The following is a 16,534-nucleotide window of genomic DNA, read 5'->3' on the forward strand; positions in this document are numbered from 1 at the left end:
TCTTGCGCTGCCGCTCCGTGGTTTAATAACTGCCGTCATCTCGAGCCCGGGTCCAAACATGTAGCCCCAGCCACACAGATGGCAAACTCAACATACTTTTTGAATTAACAAGGAATTCCCGTGTCCGTACGTTTTCGGGTCGAACCCCGCCATTGGTTAATCCTCGCCGCTTTGGCCATTGCGGCTTATGCCTGTTATCTATTGGTCGCTCCCTATCTGGGCGCTATTCTGCTGGGATTTATCGTTTCCTTACTGTTTTTACCCGTGCACAAGCGCATCGAAGCGAAACTCCCCAATCACCCCAATCTGAGCGCGCTGCTTTCCTGTGTTTTGTTGACGGTAATCATACTTATCCCGCTACTGTTTATGCTGATTTCCGTGATTGAGCAGGGGATCAGCTCCGCCACCCAGGCTTATCAATGGCTGACCCATGGTGGCGCCAAAGAGTTGCTTGAGCATCCCTGGGTACAATCGTCGCTGGAGCTGACCAATAAATGGTTGCCGTTCGATAGCATAGATCCGCAGGAAATATTGCAAAAAGCCACCGCAACCCTGACAGAGCTCAGTACTCGTCTGGTCGGCCTGAGCACGGCATTACTTGGCAATATCACCGGCTTCTTTGTCAATTTCTCCCTGATGCTGTTCGTGCTGTTTTTCTTCCTCAGAGATAACGAACAGATAATTACCAGCCTCAGACATGTGATCCCCTTGTCCCGCAGCCAGGAGGATAAAATTCTCGATGAAGTGGAAAAAGTGGCTAAATCGGCAGTACTAGGTTCCTTCCTCACCGCCCTGGCCCAAGGCCTTGCCGGTGGTATCGCCATGGCCATAGTCGGCCTGCCCGGATTATTCCTCGGCTGCATGATGGCGTTCGCCTCTTTTATCCCTGTGGTGGGTACTGCACTTATCTGGGTACCGGCCGCGCTTTATCTGGCCTTGACCGGCGATTGGGGCTGGGGCCTGTTCCTCTGTGCCTGGGGGATATTGGTGGTTGGTTCTATCGATAACTTCCTGAGGCCGATTCTGATGCAAGGCTCCGCCGGCATGAGTACCTTACTGATCTTCTTCTCTTTGCTGGGAGGACTGCAGCTCTTCGGGCTTATCGGCCTGATCTACGGCCCTATCATTTTTGCCGTTACCCTAGTGCTGTTTCATCTCTATGAAGAAGAGTTTCACGACTTTCTGCAGCAGCAGGACAAGGCCTGAGCTCTTCACATAAGTTTTTGGCCCAACCCCTTGGCGTAAATTTGCTACCGCGCCATTGACAACGCCCCGCAATCCGGGGCGTTCTTCACTCGACTCTTTCAAATCCAAACTTCAAGTCAATCAACTGAATGCCAGGAAGGGCGAGATACACAGTAAGATCCCAGTGGCGATAATCACGTACAGGCCAACGCCCTTGTATTTGTGCAGCGCCGGCACCCGATAAACCAGATAGGCCGGGATCAAACAGCCGACCAAGCCGAATATTGGGCTACAGATAGAGGTGAAACTCAGCACTGGGGCGTTCAACACAATGGCACTCCAGGATAGCAATATGGTAAATACCATAATGCCGTAACCCACCAGCTTGGTGTTGATCTTCTCCTTGGGCATAACGCGCTGCAATAGGTTCATGATGATCCCCTGACACGCTTCCCGAAACCCCAAATAGACCCCAAAATAGGCCGTCATCACCGCAAAAATATTCAGTGTCAGGCTCAAGAGCTTCAGCGTTTGACCTGGCATGCCTTGCGCCACTATCGCCAGGGCGGAAATATTTTCCTGCTCGGCTTTTACCGCCTGCTCATGCCCCAGCGCCAGCGTAAAGGACACAGCATAAAAGAACACTGTAACAAACAGGATCCCGAAAGCTATGTTCATCGCCCGCATCGCTTTAAAGCGCGCCACCTCGATGGATTTCTCTCTGGCACGGTATGAGATCACCATGGGACTGAGGCTTTGAATAAACAGGATCGAAGTCAAGGTAAAGGGCAGCATCACCACCGCATCGCGGAGCCAATCGGTGCTATTGGGCACTGCGCCGATATTATTGATATCCCACTTGTCGACCATCATCAGCCCAAGCAGTGCGACCACCCCAAGCTTGGTGAGCACCATGAGGGTCGAAATCTTGAACAGCAGGCTTTCGCCGCGGGAAGCCAGTGCAACCAGAAGACAAATAAGCCCCAGACCATAGAAGGGGTTTTCAGACAACAGGCTCTTGGTGGCTCCAAAGCTTTGCAGGAAAGAGGCGCTGTCATTGGTGATCGCCGTCGAGTAGACAAACACCCAAATCACCAACATGACAAAATAGAGGGCACCAAGAAATATGCCCCAGTTTTTCCCAAGATAATCACCAATCACACTGGGGTAATCCCGACACTCACGGGACTCGGCCAAGGTATTGATAAACAACCTTTGAAACATATACATGGCCGGATAACCGACAAGGGCAGACAAGAGAAACACCCACAGCCCCATTAAACCCACCTGCACAGGTAAGAAGACGATACCTGCACCTATGGCCATGCCGATGGACATGATGATCCAACCCCAATCAGTACTGTCAAACCGGGTCGCCTCCTTCCATGCCTGCGTATCATTACGAGTAATGACCGCGCCCCACTCTGGTACCAAAGTGTCAGTTTTCATATAACGACCCTAAATATTATTGGATACTGCTTGTTATTTTTTGCAAAAAAAGTTGCACCACCTTAACTGGCTAGCCATTCTTTTTTGCAATTTTGTTGATATCAAAGGATTAAATGAAAAATGCCGTCAATTACAAGATGTGGGTCACACTAGCAACAATTACCGTCTCTTTAACGGCAAAATAAATTTGCACAACAGCCTTGGTATGCAAATAATTGCATCGTTAAGCCGAAACGCATTCAAAAATAGTTGCAAGTTGTCTCAAGGGATTATGGGCAATATTGGTACAGTGACCGCAAGCCAAGCCCTTGCCTATCCCCCACTCAGACGCGCCGGAACCCAGTAATGAAACCACAGTGGCAACAATATATAGCTATCCTCAATCAAGTTGTGCGCCCTGCACTGGGCTGCACCGAGCCCATTGCCGCAGCCTATGCCGCCGCTGTTGCCACTGAAACGCTGGGCGCCAAGCCTTTAAACCTGGAGGTTCAGGTTTCGGATAACCTCTACAAAAACGCCATGGGCGTATTTGTCCCCGGTACAGGCAAGATAGGCCTGGCCATTGCCGCAGCAGCAGGAGCCCTTGGCGGTGATGCCGGTGCCGGTCTTGAAGTGCTGGCGAATATCAACTCGGCGCAAGTGGCCGAGGCCCAGGCGCTTATTGATGCCGGCATGGTCAAGATATCCCGTATTCAAGCAGACGAGTTCATTTATTGTTCGGTAACCGCTACCAACGACAAACACCAGGTTAAAATCGTTATCAGTGGCAGCCATACCCGGATTACCGAGAAATGGTTCGATGGCCAGTTGCTGTATCAGGCCGAAGCGTCAACCCAAGGCAGTACTGCTTCGGTATGCAACGGCGTCGATATCAGCATCGCCGCAATCTATGAGTTTGCCACCGGGGTAGATGTTAACCGAATAAGATTTATTCTGGCGGCGTCCGATCTTAACTCCCGCTTGTCCGACGAAGGCATGAATTCGGCCTATGGTCTGGAAGTGGGCCGAACGCTGAAGAAAAATATCGATATCGGCTTGCTGAGTGACGATCTACTCAACTCGATAGTCATGTACACGGCGGCCGCCTCGGATGCGCGCATGGGTGGCGCTACCCTACCGGCCATGAGCAATTTTGGCAGTGGCAATCAGGGCATAGCCGCGACTGTACCCGTAGTGGTCACCGCCAAGAAGTTCAGCTGCAGTGAAGAACAACTGACCCGGGCACTTATCATGAGCCACCTGGGTGCCATTTATATCAAGTCCCACTACCCGCCACTGTCGGCTTTTTGCGGCAACACAGTGACCAGTGCCGCGGCGGCCATGGCCATGGTGTATCTTGCCGGGGGCAGCTTTGAACAAAGCTGTTACGCCATTCAGAATGTCATCAGTGACAGCACTGGCATGGTCTGTGACGGCGCCAAAGCTTCCTGTGCTATGAAGGTCAGCACCTCGTCCAGCGCGGCTGTACGGGCATTTTTGATGGCACTCAACCAACATGCCGTATCGACGCAGGGCATAGTCGCCGCCGATGTCGAACAAACAATCAAGAATCTGGGACAGATGATCTGTGATGGCATGGTGTCGACCGACAATACCATTATCAGTATCATGTCTGCCTAAGCTCCAGTGCCCGCCAATAACCGGGCTTTCACACAAGGATAGCGGTGAAACTTCACAAGTTAACTCCCAAAGATATGGAGATACTCAACGCCATCAAAAATGTGGTCGACGGTATCGCCACCATGTATGGGTCACACACAGAAGTGGTTTTACACAGCCTGGATAGAGAGAACCCCTCGGTCATCAAAATAGCCAACGGCCATATTACCGGCCGCAGTGTCGGCGCACCTATTACCAACCTGGCATTGGAAAAACTCAAGCGCGGCCAGGATATCTCCGAGACTTATCTGAGCCAAAGCGGTAATGGCAAGACTCTGAAATCCATCACTACGGTTATTCGCAACGAAAAGCAGATGGCCATAGGCCTTTTGTGTATCAACACAGATATGGATGCGCCTTTGATGTCTGTGTTGCACTCCATGCTGCCGCAACAATCCCCGCTCACAGAACACAGCGGTACGTCAGAAGTATTCGCCGTCAATATTGAGGAAACGCTGCACAGCACCATAGACAAGGTCAATCAAGCAGTACGCCACTGTGAACAGATCCCGCCATCGAAAAAAAACCGTGAAATCGTGACGCGTCTGTTCGATGCCGGCATTTTTGAACTCAAGGATAGCGCCCAGGTGGCCGCCAAGCGCCTGGATATTTCGGTGCACACCATTTACCGCTACTTGAGGGAGTTAAAAGCCCCGCAGGAGTGACATTGACAACTAGCGGGATCATCGGCGTTAGATGACAATGCCAATAAGTGATACCAAGGAGCCGCAATGCCCAATCACAGACTCAAACCCTTCGGTGATAACATATGGATAGTGACAGGCAAGACAGTGCCTTTCTTTGGTCTGCCATACACTACCCGGATGACAGTGGTCAGGCTTGATGATGGCACGCTTTGGTTGCACTCCCCCATAGCACTCAGCCGCGAGCTGCTCGAGGAGGTCAAGGCCCTCGGTGAAGTCAGGTATCTGCTGGCGCCCAACTCATTGCACCATCTGTTTGTCAAAGACTGGCAGCAAGCCTTTCCCAATGCCCTAAGCTACGCGACCGAAGAACTGGCAAAAAAACGCAGCGATCTGCATTTCGACCAACTGCTGCTCAGCGAATTGGCAGACTCGCAACACAATGCCAAAGACCCTTGGCTTGACGAGCTGGACTTCTGCCTGTTTCAGGGCAGCCCTGTGATGCAGGAGGCAGTATTCTTTCATCGCCACAGCCGCACGCTGATCCTGACCGATTTGATTGAAAACTTTCAGCCCGAGTGCTTCAAAGCCTGGCAAAGACCGCTGGCGCACATCAGTGGCATACTGGCCCCCAACGGCAAGACACCGCTGGATTGGCGCCTGAGCTTCTGCTTTGGCAAGCCTCAGGCCCGAAAGGCCCTGGCCACTATACTTGGCTGGCAAGCGGAGAAACTCATCATAGCCCACGGCGAATGTCAGTCCCGGGATGCCGACCGCTTTATCCGCCATTCATTCTCCTGGCTTGGGACTCTTGACCACTAACAGGCACAGCAACATAAACCAGCAAGACTACTGACTTCGCGGCTTACCAAACATAGATAAAAAGACTGATACAAAAAAGACAGGCACAAAAAAGCCCAATCAACAGATTGGGCTTTTTTGTTTTTAATGTGGTCGGTATGAGAGGATTCGAACCTCCGACCCCTGACACCCCATGACAGTGCGCTACCAGGCTGCGCTACATACCGATATTTGTCTTGAGCGGCTGGCGCAGTGTGCCGTCTCAACGAGGCAGAACTTTACCAACAGTCGTGAAGCTGTGCAAGCTCCATCTGTGGTTTTTTAGTTTAACTGCCTAGTTTGTGGTCTGTTTTTCCTTTGTCGTTCAGTCTTTAATCCGCGGCGCTTAATGGTTGTACAAACGCCGCCCTTCGCGCATCACTTCGATAAGCTCCGGGGCACTCATCTTTTTATCCAAATGCTTCTGATAAGCCTTGTCATAGATACGATATTGGCCATGACGGTCAATCACAGTGATCTCCGATTGCTGATAGATAGCAAACACCCGAGCATCACCGACATACACCCAGGTGAGGCTGTCGGGCTGCAGCAGGTGGCGGCCGGCACTGTAATCTGTGGCCGGATTGCTGCAACCCAACACCTGGCTCATCAAGGTGGGCACCAAACCATAGTGGCTGGTGCGGTATTTGGCCTGGGCGTGGCCGCCGACGGGCCAATGGATCACCAAAGGCACGCTCACATTGGCCGGTGACAAATCTCGTCTGGCCTCATCGGCGTTACTGGTGAACACCTTGCCATTGACGCCGGTAATGATCACCAGGGTGTTTTCCGGCATAGCAGACAAGAGTTGCTCCAGCTGTTTGTCGATAAAGTTCAGCGATTGCCGATATTGATTGAACAACACCTTCTGCGCCGGTTTGAGAGCGCTGTCGGGTTTGACCGTCTGCACGCCGAGGAAACCCACTGGCGTATCATAGTCTTCCGGCGATTTGAGGTTCAAAAGCGCAAACCAAGGGGCTTGTTGCTGGGCCCGCCACTGCTGGAAACTATCGATATTCTGAATATCGGCCATGGCACTGCCACCCTCATCTTCGGCAATATGAGCGTCAAAATCACGGAATATCGCCTGGGGACGCGCATCGGAATAATTGCTTCTGCTGATAAATAAACCAAGATTGTAGCCCTGCTGCTTGAGGCTCTGCCCCAGCAAGGGACTGGTGTAATTCAGCTCCACCGCATCTGTATAGCTGCCCTGAAGGCCGTAAAGCAGGGAAAACATGCCGCTGCGGTAGGTGTTGCCACCGCTTAAGTGATTCATAAACGCATGGTTTTGTTTGCTGTAACCACTGAAAAACGGCATGGTCTGTTCATCGGTCATATCGGCCCTGAGGCTATCGATGGCAATAAGCAGTACATTGGGATGTTCTTCGGCGCTGCAGGTCAGCGGTACTCTTGGGTATTTAAAACTGGTTTCGGTATCCACCTGCAAGCTGCTGGAGCCGTCGATACCATGATTTTCCATGAAAGTGCGCGCCGTCGCCGGATAGGATAACGGATAGGCATCATCAAAACGGGTAATTTCGGTAACATCGGCAGCATCGGCCCAGATATGAATGAGATGGCTACTGACAAAGCATACCCCAATAAAGGCCACCACCTTGTTGCCGTAATTACGCTTTTGAATTTTCTCGATCCGCTTCCAGATAAAGTTGGCGGCGGTCAACTCCAGCGCCAAGATCCCAAGGGGAGTGACGATATAAGAGGTGCCATGCAGCAAACTGTTGAGGTCGGCCCAGGCCAGATCAACAGCGAATGGACTCAAATGCATACCATAGTCGTCATAGACTATGGTGTCATACAGCATGATACACAGGCCAAGGGTGGCCACCACAGCCGCGTATCCCCGAAGGATACGCGAGTAAGGCAACAGCAGAGTGACGGGAAACAGCAACACCAGATAGACAATAAACGCCAGAAAGCTGAAATGACCTATGGTACTGACACCAAGGTAACCCCAACCAATCCAGGTTTCCGGGTAGCCGACACTTTCCAGATATCGACTGCCGATTATCATGGCCAAAAAGCCATTGAAGAAGGCAAACCAATGCCCCCAATTGATAAGGCGTGAAACCCTGTCCTTGCCCAACTGCTTTGTTCGCTCGACCATATGGATCCGCTTTTTTGTAAGTTGCCTGTGTATCTTACATTGTTTGCTATTATCTGCTTTTTGACTTACAACGCCACTATGTTAGCGCATTTCAATCGTTACAAGTCAACGCAGTGATTGTGTCAATGCCTTGGCAAATTGCTCCGCCACTTGCTGACGAGCTTCCTTGGGCACCTTGGTCGATAGCAGATGCGAAGCCGCATTTCCCAACGCCATCAGGCCAAGATCGGTTGGAGCCTGGTGTTTTTCCAGCACAGCCAGCAATTCGGCGATCAGGGATTCAACTTGAGCATTGGTATATTTTGATTGGATAGCCATAAATAAAAAATGATTCACTCAGATAAGGATTAGCGGCATATAATAGCGGATTTACAACAGAGTATCACTATCGGGGCTTATGAGTATTCACGTCGAACAAGCGATTATTCACGCAATCACCCAAAATGGCGAAGGCCAGCTCAGCTGCCGTCTGCGCCCTCAACCACTGCTGAACAGCCAAGCCGTAGAGACCATGCTTGATGAGCTGCACCAGAGCTATTCCAGTAAAGCGGGAAAAGGCTTTGGCTATTTTGGTGTCCCCGGTGATGATGGCGAAGCCAACCCCGCCTTCAAGGAGGCGCTCAAGTCCTATCGCGACGGGCAACAAGGCTTTGTAGAGTTCTCAGCTACCGCGGGCAAACTGCTGCAGGAAGAACTCTCCAAGTATGACTTCAGCCAGGGCGGCTTTTTGTTGCTTGCCTGCTACACCTTTATGGCCAGCGACTATCTGTTTGTGGCACTGCTGAACGCCAAGTCGTCAATGACAGTGTTGGATGATATGGAGCTGTCGCAAAACGACCATCTGGATCTGAATAACATCCAACTGGCGGCCCGAATCGATCTCACCGAGTGGCAAGCCGACAGTGAGTCACGCAAATATATCTCCTTTATCCGCGGCAGAGCGGGACGCAAGGTGGCCGACTTCTTCCTCGACTTTATGGGCTGCGTCGAAGGGGTTAACCCCAAGCAGCAGAGCAAGACCTTGATGCAGGCGGTGGAAGACTTTGTCGGTGGCGGTGAACTGACCAAAGAAGAGCGTCAAACCTGCCGCGACCGGGTGTTTGAATACTGTACGTCCCAGGTCGACAGCGGCAGTGAAGTCATGCTCAAGGACTTGGCCGATGAACTGGCCGAATCCGGCATGGATTCCTTCTATGACTTTGCCGTTGGCGGTGATTACGGTTTGGAAGAGGAGTTTCCGGCCGATAAATCTACCCTGAGGCAGTTGAAGAAATTCTCCGGCACCGGCGGCGGCCTGACCCTGAGCTTTGACAGCTCACATCTGGGCGAGCGGGTCATTTACGATCCGGTATCGGATACCATTTTGATCAAAGGCGTGCCCGCCAACTTAAAAGATCAACTGGACCGACGCCTCAAGGGCGAATAAGGCTGACAACCACATCAAGGCGCTTTCATTGATATCAGGGGCGCCTTGATGCTTTTTCCTTTATCTCACCAGACTCTTTCCTAACTATTTGCCCGGGTTAACCACTAAGCCCCCGTTTTTGTGCAAAAGCACCACTGCCTTCAACCATGACGGGTATGAATTCGAAACAGGCATTGGATGCCACTCAAGACAAATATTCAAAAATTATTGTTAAATAAACCATTTAGCTCTAGCATTTATCATTAACTATTCATAAACTCCAGACAGGAGTTGGAACTGATTTGACCCACTTGCCCTGGTATCGACAACCACTGTTGCTGAGTCTGATGGCCGGCCTGATAGGCTTTGCCTGCAACAGTTTCCCCATCCCTTTGTTTGCCAATGTGCAGCTGGTGTTGGGTAATACCTTCTATGTGCTCGTCGCCATCTTACTGGGGCCTTGGTATGCGCTGCTCGCAGCTGCCACCAGCGTAACCTCGCTGATGCTGCAATGGGACAGTCCCCATGTTTATCTCCTCTTCTGCCTCGAGGCGCTGGCGCTGGGATTTGCCAGACAAAGACGCTGGCCGGCATTTTACGCCGGGGTCTGCTTCTGGTTGTTGCTGGGCATGCCACTTATTTATGTATACCTCTTATTTTTCAGTGACTTACCTTCAGAATATATTCCCTTTGTCGTCATCAAGCAGTCAGTCAATGCCATGGTCTATATCACCCTGGCCTGCTTGATTGTGTTGGTAACCCCTGCGCTCAAACGCCTGACCGGTCGTCAGCTACCTGCCAAGCGTAGCGGCTTTGGCGAGCAGCTCTTTTACAGCTTTTTGCTGCTGCTCAACTTGAGCCTGATGCTCTCTACCCTGGTATTTAATTATTACTGGGTCAACAAGCAGCAACAGATCCTGGGTAAACACTTACATGAAACCGGCAAAAATATCGGCCTTGCGGTAGAGCATTACCTGGAGCGGCATCAGTCGGTTATTGCGACCGCCGCCGAACTTATTAAGCATAGCGCCCCCAGTCCTGATGAGTTGCAGCGAATGCTGTCGCGGCTGCACAAACTCAACCCCGGTTTTTTAACCATGCTGATTGCCAACGGCGAAGGCAACATAGTGCAGGCAAGCCCTGTCAGTGGGCTAAAAGCGCTTAAAGGGGGCGATAAGAGGATCAATGACAGAGACTATTTTCAGCAGGCATTTTTCAATGAACGCCTGTTTATTTCCCCTGTATTTCTCGGCCGGGGCTTCGGCTCAGATGCCATAGTCGCCATCAGCAGCCCGCTGTATCTCGCCACAGGCCCACAAGTTATCGGCGTATTGGAAGGCTCACTCAACCTCAATCGTTTCAGCGAATTGGATAATGACTTTCTGGAACAAACCAATCAGTCGATGTTTATTGTCGATGAAAATATGCGTCTTATTTACGCTTCCAAGACGTTGGCCTTACCCAAACTCGAGCGGCTCAACTATCGCCAAAGTGGCAAGCACTATAGCTCTTTATTGCCCATGCTTAATCTAAAAGCATTGGATAACGACAGTCCGGAATATGTTTACAGCCAGTATCGCCTGCCAAACAACTGGCAAATTTTTGTGCTCGATCCCTACGCCCCATTGCTGCATGAAGTGGAGCGCCAGTTTATTTTCACCTTCGCATTATTGTTGCTGTTCCTGTTACTGTCGCTATTGGTTGCAAGGGTTGTTGGGCAGCGCCTGACCAAACCGCTGGAGTTGATTTCAGAGCAACTCAACAAGGGGAAACGCCTTACTGAGGATAAGTTACTCAATGACCATAATGCGCCCGTAGAAGTGACTCACCTCTACACTGAACTCAAGGAAAACCAACGCCAACTGATGGCCCACCAGCTGGATCTGGAAGAAAAAGTCATCATTCGAACTCTGGAGCTCGAGCAAGCCAACCGCAAACTCAAACAGTTGGCCCAGACAGATCCCCTCACTGGACTTGCCAACAGGCGCCATGCCGAAGCGAGTTTCACCACTTTGCAGGGCCTTTGTCAGCGCAATCACGAAGCCATGGCTGTGGTATTAATGGATCTGGACTTCTTCAAGCGGATCAATGATGAATTTGGTCATCTGGGCGGTGATGAAACCTTGAAACGAGTCGCCGATTTGCTTAAGACAAAGTTCAAGCGCGACGCGGATCTTATCAGCCGCTACGGCGGTGAAGAGCTATTGTTGCTGCTGCCCATGTGCAACCCGTTCAAGATAGAGCCGTATCTGAATGAAATACGTCAGGCCATTGCCGAACTAGAGATCATCAACCCCGAAGATCAACGCCGGATCAGTGTCACTGCGAGTATCGGCGCCCTAATTGCCAATGCCTCCTACAGTCCGTCTCTGGAGGTTTGGTTGAAAAAAGCCGATGCTAACCTGTACCAAGCCAAAAGCGAGGGACGCAACCGGGTCATCTGTACTCTGTCGGCTCAGGATCTAGGTTGAAAAAGGCCTCGATCCGCTGCATCTGATAATCAAAGAAAGGGTTCCAGCGCTGGCGCAGCATATCGGCAGCGGGAATGCTGATGACACCGCGCTCCCCTCGGGACGCTGCGGCGCCAATTTGAATGCGATCCATGCTGGTCGGCATCTGATTGCCATACAGACTATCGTTGGCAGAAAACGGCAAGGCTACATGAGACAGGGAATAAACTGACACGGGCCATTTGAAGTCGAGTTTCTCCACCCCGGAATGAGTACCAAACTCCCGAGCCTGCACCAGATGACTGAAGCCCACCTGGTTTTCAATCAAAGTTCCCCGGAAAGCCAGATTGGTTCGTGCCAGTATGCGGCTGATCTCCGCCAAAGGATCCACAGGTGTCATACTGAGATTCACCTGATTACGGTTGATATCATAAATCACCAGCTCGTTGTATCCTTTGGGCAGTCGCAAGAACAGGTTCTCCAGTACAGCCTTAGTTGATACCGAATCATCCACCAGTGACTGGAACGCCAAAATCGGCGGCAGCAGATGTTTCTTTTCTTCAGGCAAAGCCAACAAACGCTGACTATTGTGCTGCGCCAGACGATATACCACATCACCGGCATTAACGGCAAAAGAGCTGTATTTAAAGGGATCATACTCGGGTGAGATAGTATTCCAGCTGAGTTTCTCCAGCCCCAAAATATAACCCAGCTGCGACTGCCACTGCGCGCCGACCGCCATGGGGGCCAAACCTATGGCCGGCGACAGCATCACCACCTTCTCATAGTCAGCAGGCCGGCCCTGGTGAAGGTTTTCCAACTCATGGTTGAGCGCCAGACTGGCGCCAGTGGAATAACCTATCACATAGAGAGGTTTACCATTGAGCACCTGGGTCAGATGGCGACTAGCCAGCTTAACGGCCGCGGCAAGATCCTGCCATTCCAAGCGCACCAGGCCGGATGGCAAAGTGCCGTGTCCCGGTAGCCTCAGCGCCAACACATGAGCGCGCCCCTTGAACTGCTGGGCAAATTGATGCATGGCGTAGGGTGAATCTGACATACCATGAAGCAGCAAGAGCCCGAACTGCGCATCGGCATTGGCCCACTCGAAACTTTGATTCCAGGGAAAATCCCAGCGCTTGGGATCTGCTATGCTGCCGCTGTGATAACGATTGATAGGTGAACTTATGGCGGGAGAAAATTTACCAAGCTCCTGATCAAGCTCGGCAAACAGTTGCTGCTCCAACTTGAGATAATCGTTAAAGTCGTCCACTCCCTTGTGACGATCAAACTCATGACTCAGAAAGTGAGTATGCCAGGGACTCAAATCAACACGATCATTGAGTAACCAGATCCCGGTTACAGTCAGCGCCAGCCCTATACCGAAACAAGCATAAAAAAGCGCAATAGTAAGCTGTTTCCCCGAGCTGATAAGCAGAGTTTTCATTGACCTTTACCTCGAACTGCCCCAAAGTGGCGGCGCTGAAACGGCATTTCACTGACATCTATTGGCATAAAAGTCTAACAGAGAGAAACTGTGCACGCACACTCAACACCTTCATTTCCTTTGCGTATTGGTAACGATCTGGCCAAAGCGCGGGTTTACTTACCCAACCCGCCAACACTGCCGCTTGACTGGCACTGGCAACAGAGCGGCGCCGCCGCAGCCTTGATAGCCGCCAACTCAAACCACTGGCGCAAAATCCTGGTGATCTGCGCCAAGATATTTACCCCCGATGATGACTGGCGTAGCTTTCTGCAGCGCGGGCTCTTTTCCCAGGTTGCACTTGAGATAGGCGCGACCGAGCTAGTAACCGATAGCGGCATAGCACTTATCGCCGGCAATGAAGCCGCCGGCAAACTCAATATCGCCAGTGATGCCGGGCAGAGACTTAACGGTGCGCCCGGAATACAGCGGCTGGATCAGTGGCGCTGGAAAGTCCCTTACCTGGATTACCGCCAGTTTCCCAACGCCAGTATTTTGCTGCTGCGCCAGGCACTACACTGCTACCCATAAAAAACGCCGCGATTAACGCGGCGTTTTACGATTCAATTTGAGCAGTTAATCGTAAATGGTCGGTATTGGCCTGCGCTTATGCTGCGTCGCCTTGTAAATGGCTATGATCCTGCTTTCCACCTCAGCGGAAACCGGCTTGCCCTCAAGGAAGTCGTCAATCTGATCGTAACTCAACCCCAAGGCAGCCTCGTCTTCAAGACCCGGGTTGTCACACTCAAGATCCGCCGTTGGCGCTTTGTATACCAAGGTTTCCGAGGCGCCGAGGAAGGCGGCCAATTGCCGTACCTGACGCTTATTCAAGCCGAAAAGTGGCGCCAAGTCGCAGGCTCCATCGCCCCACTTGGTATAGAAACCTGTGACATTTTCGGCGCTGTGATCTGTTCCAACCACCAGGCCACCGAGTAAACCCGCCACTTCGTATTGGGCCGCCATCCGCATTCTGGCCTTGACATTGCCTTTCACAAAATCAACCTTTTTGGCATCCGGTAGCGCCAGTTCGGCACGGTCAAAGCCACTGAGTACATGCTGATGAATGCCACTCACCCCCTCATGAATATTCACAGTCACCAGTTTGCTGGGGCGGATAAATGCCAGCGCCTGCTGCGCCTCGTGTTCATCACGCTGCTCAAGATAAGGTAGACGCATGGCCACAAAACGGTACTCAGCCTCGGCTTTACCTTGATTGAGTGAATCTACCGCCAACTGACATAAGCGCCCGGCCAGGGAGGAATCGACCCCGCCACTGATCCCCAGTACCAGAGTCTTGCTGCGAGCTTCCTGCAATTTGGCCTTAAGAAATGCGACCCGCCTTTCCACCTCATATTCAGGTTCAATAGCACTCAGCACTTTCATTTCTCTTAAGATCTGTCCTTTCACAGTGGGCTCCAATCTGTTATCGGTGTTTATAAGTCTGACTTTGATACCGGCCGTGCAATAATTTACTAGGCGGCCTGGATCACCGACCGCTAAGATAACATAAATTCTTACCCAGGATAGCAAGATGCACGAGGAGAAAATCCATTACTGGCGCGCCCCATCCCATCCCGAACTGGAGATCAGTCGGGCCAGTTTTCAACATTTTCACTTCGAGCCCCATGTTCATCTGGACTTTCATATCGGTGTGGTCAGTCACGGCGGCCAGGACTTTCATTACCGTGGCCAAACCTGGCACCTGAGACCCCATTGGCTGTCGACCCTGGATCCCGACAGCAGCCATGATGGCCAGAGCAGCGAACAACAGGGCTATTGTGCCCTGGTAATGTCCCTGCCCCATGACTGGTTGCAACAACTGGCGCGGGATCTCGGCCTGGGATATTTCAGTTTTGCCGCGCCTATGTTGCACCATCCGGCGCTGTATCGGGAATTTTGCCAGCTGCACCATTTGCTGACCCAACCCATAGCGGCCAATGATCTCCTGGTTCCTGAAGCCGCGGTTATCGCCTTTTTGGAAAAGTTGCTGCGCCTGCATGGCCGCCAGCTCAATACCGAGAGACAGCCCCACACCTTGAGTCAGAGTCAGCTCGATAGGTTAAGAGAAGCCTTTCATGCCGATCCTGGTGCGCCATTTAGATTGCCGCAGCTTGCCAAGGAGCTGGATCTCAGCCAATACCAACTGCTTAGGCAGTTTCGCCAGAGAACCGGCATGACGCCACATGCCTATTTAAAGCGGATCCGCCTGGAATATGCCAAGAAAGCCCTGCTCAGGGGAGACAGTGTGATTTCGGTGGCGCAGCAAGTCGGCTTCTTCGATCAGAGCCATCTGAACAAGGCTTTCAAACGTGCCTTCCTGCTTTCTCCGCAGGCGTTTCAGCGGCGCATGCTGTGAACGCCACACGCCCCCTCTGGTGGCTGAGCATCTTTCCCCCTATACCCAAACACTTTCAGCCTCGGCTTAGTGAGGCACTACAGGATAGAGTTGACTATGACAGATCTGCATCTTTTGCTGACCCTGGGCACCATTCACCTGCTGGCATTGGCAAGCCCGGGGCCGGATTTTGCATTGATCCTGAAAATCGCCAGCCGCGAGCAACGCAGCACCGCATTGGCGGCCGCTGTCGGCATCTCTCTGGCGATATTGGTGCACACTGTCCTGAGCCTCACGGGTGTCAGCCTGGCCATTCAAAGCTCGCATACCCTTTTTGTGCTGGTGCAGCTCTTTGGCGCCCTTTATCTGGGCTGGATGGGACTGGGAGCTTTTGGTGTTCAGGCCTGGTTTAAACGCGCCTTGGCGACAAGGCCACTCGTTGAAGCTCAAGCCAATGAATTGCCAACCAGCCAGTCAGCAATCAATGATACAAATGCTAAGCAGTACGAGGAGTTAAACAACAGGCTAGACAATGACCTTGGTAAAAGTGCGAGCGATAACACAATGTCGGCTACTGCCGGGTTGCTGCTTGGATTATCGACCAACCTGTTCAACCCCAAGGCGTTGGTGTTTTTTTTAACGCTGTTTTCCAGCCTCATCACTCCGGCTGTCAGCAATCAAACCAAGCTGTTGGCCGCCATATTATTGCCGTTGCTCTCGGTTATCTGGTTTGCCATGTTGGCCATGCTGCTGTCTCATGCCCAAGTGCAACAACGTCTACTAAGATTTGGCCGCTATATAGATTACCTTTGCGGCGCTATTTTCCTGACTGTCTCGGTTGCCATACTGCTGCGATTATTAACGGCTTAACCCCAGGAAATTAAACAATAAGCGGCATATCAAACCTTAAGCCAGACGGGCTAAAACCTTTTAAGCACTGGGACAAATTGTGA

Annotated in this window: 14 protein-coding genes and 1 tRNA gene; 9 read left to right on the forward strand and 6 right to left on the reverse strand. The window is 51.7% G+C overall.

The window, feature by feature from the left end; translation table 11 throughout:
- The first annotated feature begins 120 nt into the window (after window positions 1-120).
- A complete protein-coding gene (locus WKR14_RS11855; RefSeq protein WP_101056820.1) occupies window positions 121-1,206 on the forward strand; it encodes an AI-2E family transporter in 1,086 nt (361 codons plus the stop codon).
- A 120-nt stretch (window positions 1,207-1,326) separates the two neighbouring features.
- Here WKR14_RS11855 and WKR14_RS11860 read toward each other — a convergent pair whose 3' ends face one another.
- Window positions 1,327-2,634, reverse strand: coding sequence for a hypothetical protein (locus WKR14_RS11860; RefSeq protein ID WP_339086252.1), 1,308 nt, complete (start codon window positions 2,632-2,634; stop codon window positions 1,327-1,329).
- A gap of 345 nt (window positions 2,635-2,979) precedes the next feature.
- Between WKR14_RS11860 and WKR14_RS11865 the strand changes: the two genes are divergently transcribed.
- From WKR14_RS11865 to WKR14_RS11875, 3 genes are all read left to right on the forward strand, one after another.
- Window positions 2,980-4,254 (forward strand): serine dehydratase subunit alpha family protein, encoded by a 1,275-nt coding sequence (locus WKR14_RS11865; RefSeq protein ID WP_339086253.1) that lies wholly within the window; start codon window positions 2,980-2,982, stop codon window positions 4,252-4,254.
- A gap of 44 nt (window positions 4,255-4,298) precedes the next feature.
- Window positions 4,299-4,958: a helix-turn-helix transcriptional regulator gene (locus WKR14_RS11870; RefSeq protein WP_101056822.1), complete on the forward strand. Its 660-nt coding sequence runs from the start codon at window positions 4,299-4,301 to the stop codon at window positions 4,956-4,958.
- Between the two features lie 66 nt (window positions 4,959-5,024).
- Entirely contained in the window at window positions 5,025-5,759 is a 735-nt protein-coding gene (locus tag WKR14_RS11875) for a DUF4336 domain-containing protein (RefSeq protein WP_165565182.1), read from the forward strand.
- A 129-nt stretch (window positions 5,760-5,888) separates the two neighbouring features.
- Here WKR14_RS11875 and WKR14_RS11880 read toward each other — a convergent pair.
- The 3 genes from WKR14_RS11880 to WKR14_RS11890 all read right to left on the reverse strand — a co-directional run bounded on the left by WKR14_RS11880 (window position 5,889) and on the right by WKR14_RS11890 (window position 8,223).
- Window positions 5,889-5,965 (reverse strand) — tRNA-Pro (locus tag WKR14_RS11880).
- Window positions 5,966-6,123: 158 nt separating this feature from the next.
- Window positions 6,124-7,905 carry a DUF3413 domain-containing protein gene (locus WKR14_RS11885; protein ID WP_165565183.1) on the reverse strand — a complete coding sequence of 594 codons (1,782 nt, stop codon included), beginning with the start codon at window positions 7,903-7,905 and terminating at the stop codon, window positions 6,124-6,126.
- 105 nt (window positions 7,906-8,010) lie between these two features.
- Window positions 8,011-8,223: a YejL family protein gene (locus WKR14_RS11890; RefSeq protein WP_025011457.1), complete on the reverse strand. Its 213-nt coding sequence runs from the start codon at window positions 8,221-8,223 to the stop codon at window positions 8,011-8,013.
- Window positions 8,224-8,302: 79 nt separating this feature from the next.
- On the opposite strand from WKR14_RS11890, the gene yejK reads away from it, so the two are divergent.
- Both yejK and WKR14_RS11900 read left to right on the forward strand, forming a co-directional pair.
- Window positions 8,303-9,331 carry a nucleoid-associated protein YejK gene (gene yejK, locus WKR14_RS11895; RefSeq protein WP_039034005.1) on the forward strand — a complete coding sequence of 343 codons (1,029 nt, stop codon included), beginning with the start codon at window positions 8,303-8,305 and terminating at the stop codon, window positions 9,329-9,331.
- Window positions 9,332-9,612: 281 nt separating this feature from the next.
- Window positions 9,613-11,781, forward strand: a complete 2,169-nt coding sequence (locus WKR14_RS11900) for a diguanylate cyclase (protein ID WP_335917612.1) — start codon at window positions 9,613-9,615, stop codon at window positions 11,779-11,781.
- Here the strand turns inward: WKR14_RS11900 and WKR14_RS11905 are convergent.
- Window positions 11,747-13,207, reverse strand: coding sequence for an alpha/beta hydrolase (locus WKR14_RS11905; RefSeq protein ID WP_101056826.1), 1,461 nt, complete (start codon window positions 13,205-13,207; stop codon window positions 11,747-11,749). The two genes, WKR14_RS11900 and WKR14_RS11905, sit on opposite strands and share 35 nt — an antisense overlap.
- A gap of 90 nt (window positions 13,208-13,297) precedes the next feature.
- Here WKR14_RS11905 and WKR14_RS11910 point away from each other — a divergent pair, with 90 nt between their 5' ends.
- Entirely contained in the window at window positions 13,298-13,777 is a 480-nt protein-coding gene (locus WKR14_RS11910) for a DUF6942 family protein (RefSeq protein ID WP_165565185.1), read from the forward strand.
- 45 nt (window positions 13,778-13,822) lie between these two features.
- Here the strand turns inward: WKR14_RS11910 and nadE are convergent, their stop codons facing one another.
- Window positions 13,823-14,653 (reverse strand): ammonia-dependent NAD(+) synthetase, encoded by an 831-nt coding sequence (gene nadE, locus WKR14_RS11915; protein ID WP_101056846.1) that lies wholly within the window; start codon window positions 14,651-14,653, stop codon window positions 13,823-13,825.
- A gap of 124 nt (window positions 14,654-14,777) precedes the next feature.
- Here nadE and WKR14_RS11920 point away from each other — a divergent pair, with 124 nt between their 5' ends.
- Together WKR14_RS11920 and WKR14_RS11925 are read left to right on the forward strand one after the other, a co-directional pair.
- Window positions 14,778-15,602: an AraC family transcriptional regulator gene (locus WKR14_RS11920; protein WP_101056828.1), complete on the forward strand. Its 825-nt coding sequence runs from the start codon at window positions 14,778-14,780 to the stop codon at window positions 15,600-15,602.
- Window positions 15,603-15,698: 96 nt separating this feature from the next.
- Window positions 15,699-16,451, forward strand: a complete 753-nt coding sequence (locus tag WKR14_RS11925; RefSeq protein ID WP_226565457.1) for a LysE family translocator — start codon at window positions 15,699-15,701, stop codon at window positions 16,449-16,451.
- Window positions 16,452-16,534 lie beyond the last annotated feature (83 nt).

Source organism: Shewanella chilikensis, assembly GCF_037953065.1.
GTDB lineage: Bacteria > Pseudomonadota > Gammaproteobacteria > Enterobacterales > Shewanellaceae > Shewanella > Shewanella chilikensis.

Bases quoted from the DNA above. Each gene is read 5' to 3' on its own strand.
- WKR14_RS11860 (WP_339086252.1), bottom strand. From the start codon at position 2,634: ATGAAAACTGACACTTTGGTACCAGAGTGGGGCGCGGTCATTACTCGT.
- WKR14_RS11865 (WP_339086253.1), top strand. From the start codon at position 2,980: ATGAAACCACAGTGGCAACAATATATAGCTATCCTCAATCAAGTTGTG.
- WKR14_RS11875 (WP_165565182.1), top strand. From the start codon at position 5,025: ATGCCCAATCACAGACTCAAACCCTTCGGTGATAACATATGGATAGTG.
- WKR14_RS11885 (WP_165565183.1), bottom strand. From the start codon at position 7,905: ATGGTCGAGCGAACAAAGCAGTTGGGCAAGGACAGGGTTTCACGCCTT.
- WKR14_RS11890 (WP_025011457.1), bottom strand. From the start codon at position 8,223: ATGGCTATCCAATCAAAATATACCAATGCTCAAGTTGAATCCCTGATC.
- yejK (WP_039034005.1), top strand. From the start codon at position 8,303: ATGAGTATTCACGTCGAACAAGCGATTATTCACGCAATCACCCAAAAT.
- WKR14_RS11905 (WP_101056826.1), bottom strand. From the start codon at position 13,207: ATGAAAACTCTGCTTATCAGCTCGGGGAAACAGCTTACTATTGCGCTT.
- WKR14_RS11920 (WP_101056828.1), top strand. From the start codon at position 14,778: ATGCACGAGGAGAAAATCCATTACTGGCGCGCCCCATCCCATCCCGAA.
- WKR14_RS11925 (WP_226565457.1), top strand. From the start codon at position 15,699: ATGACAGATCTGCATCTTTTGCTGACCCTGGGCACCATTCACCTGCTG.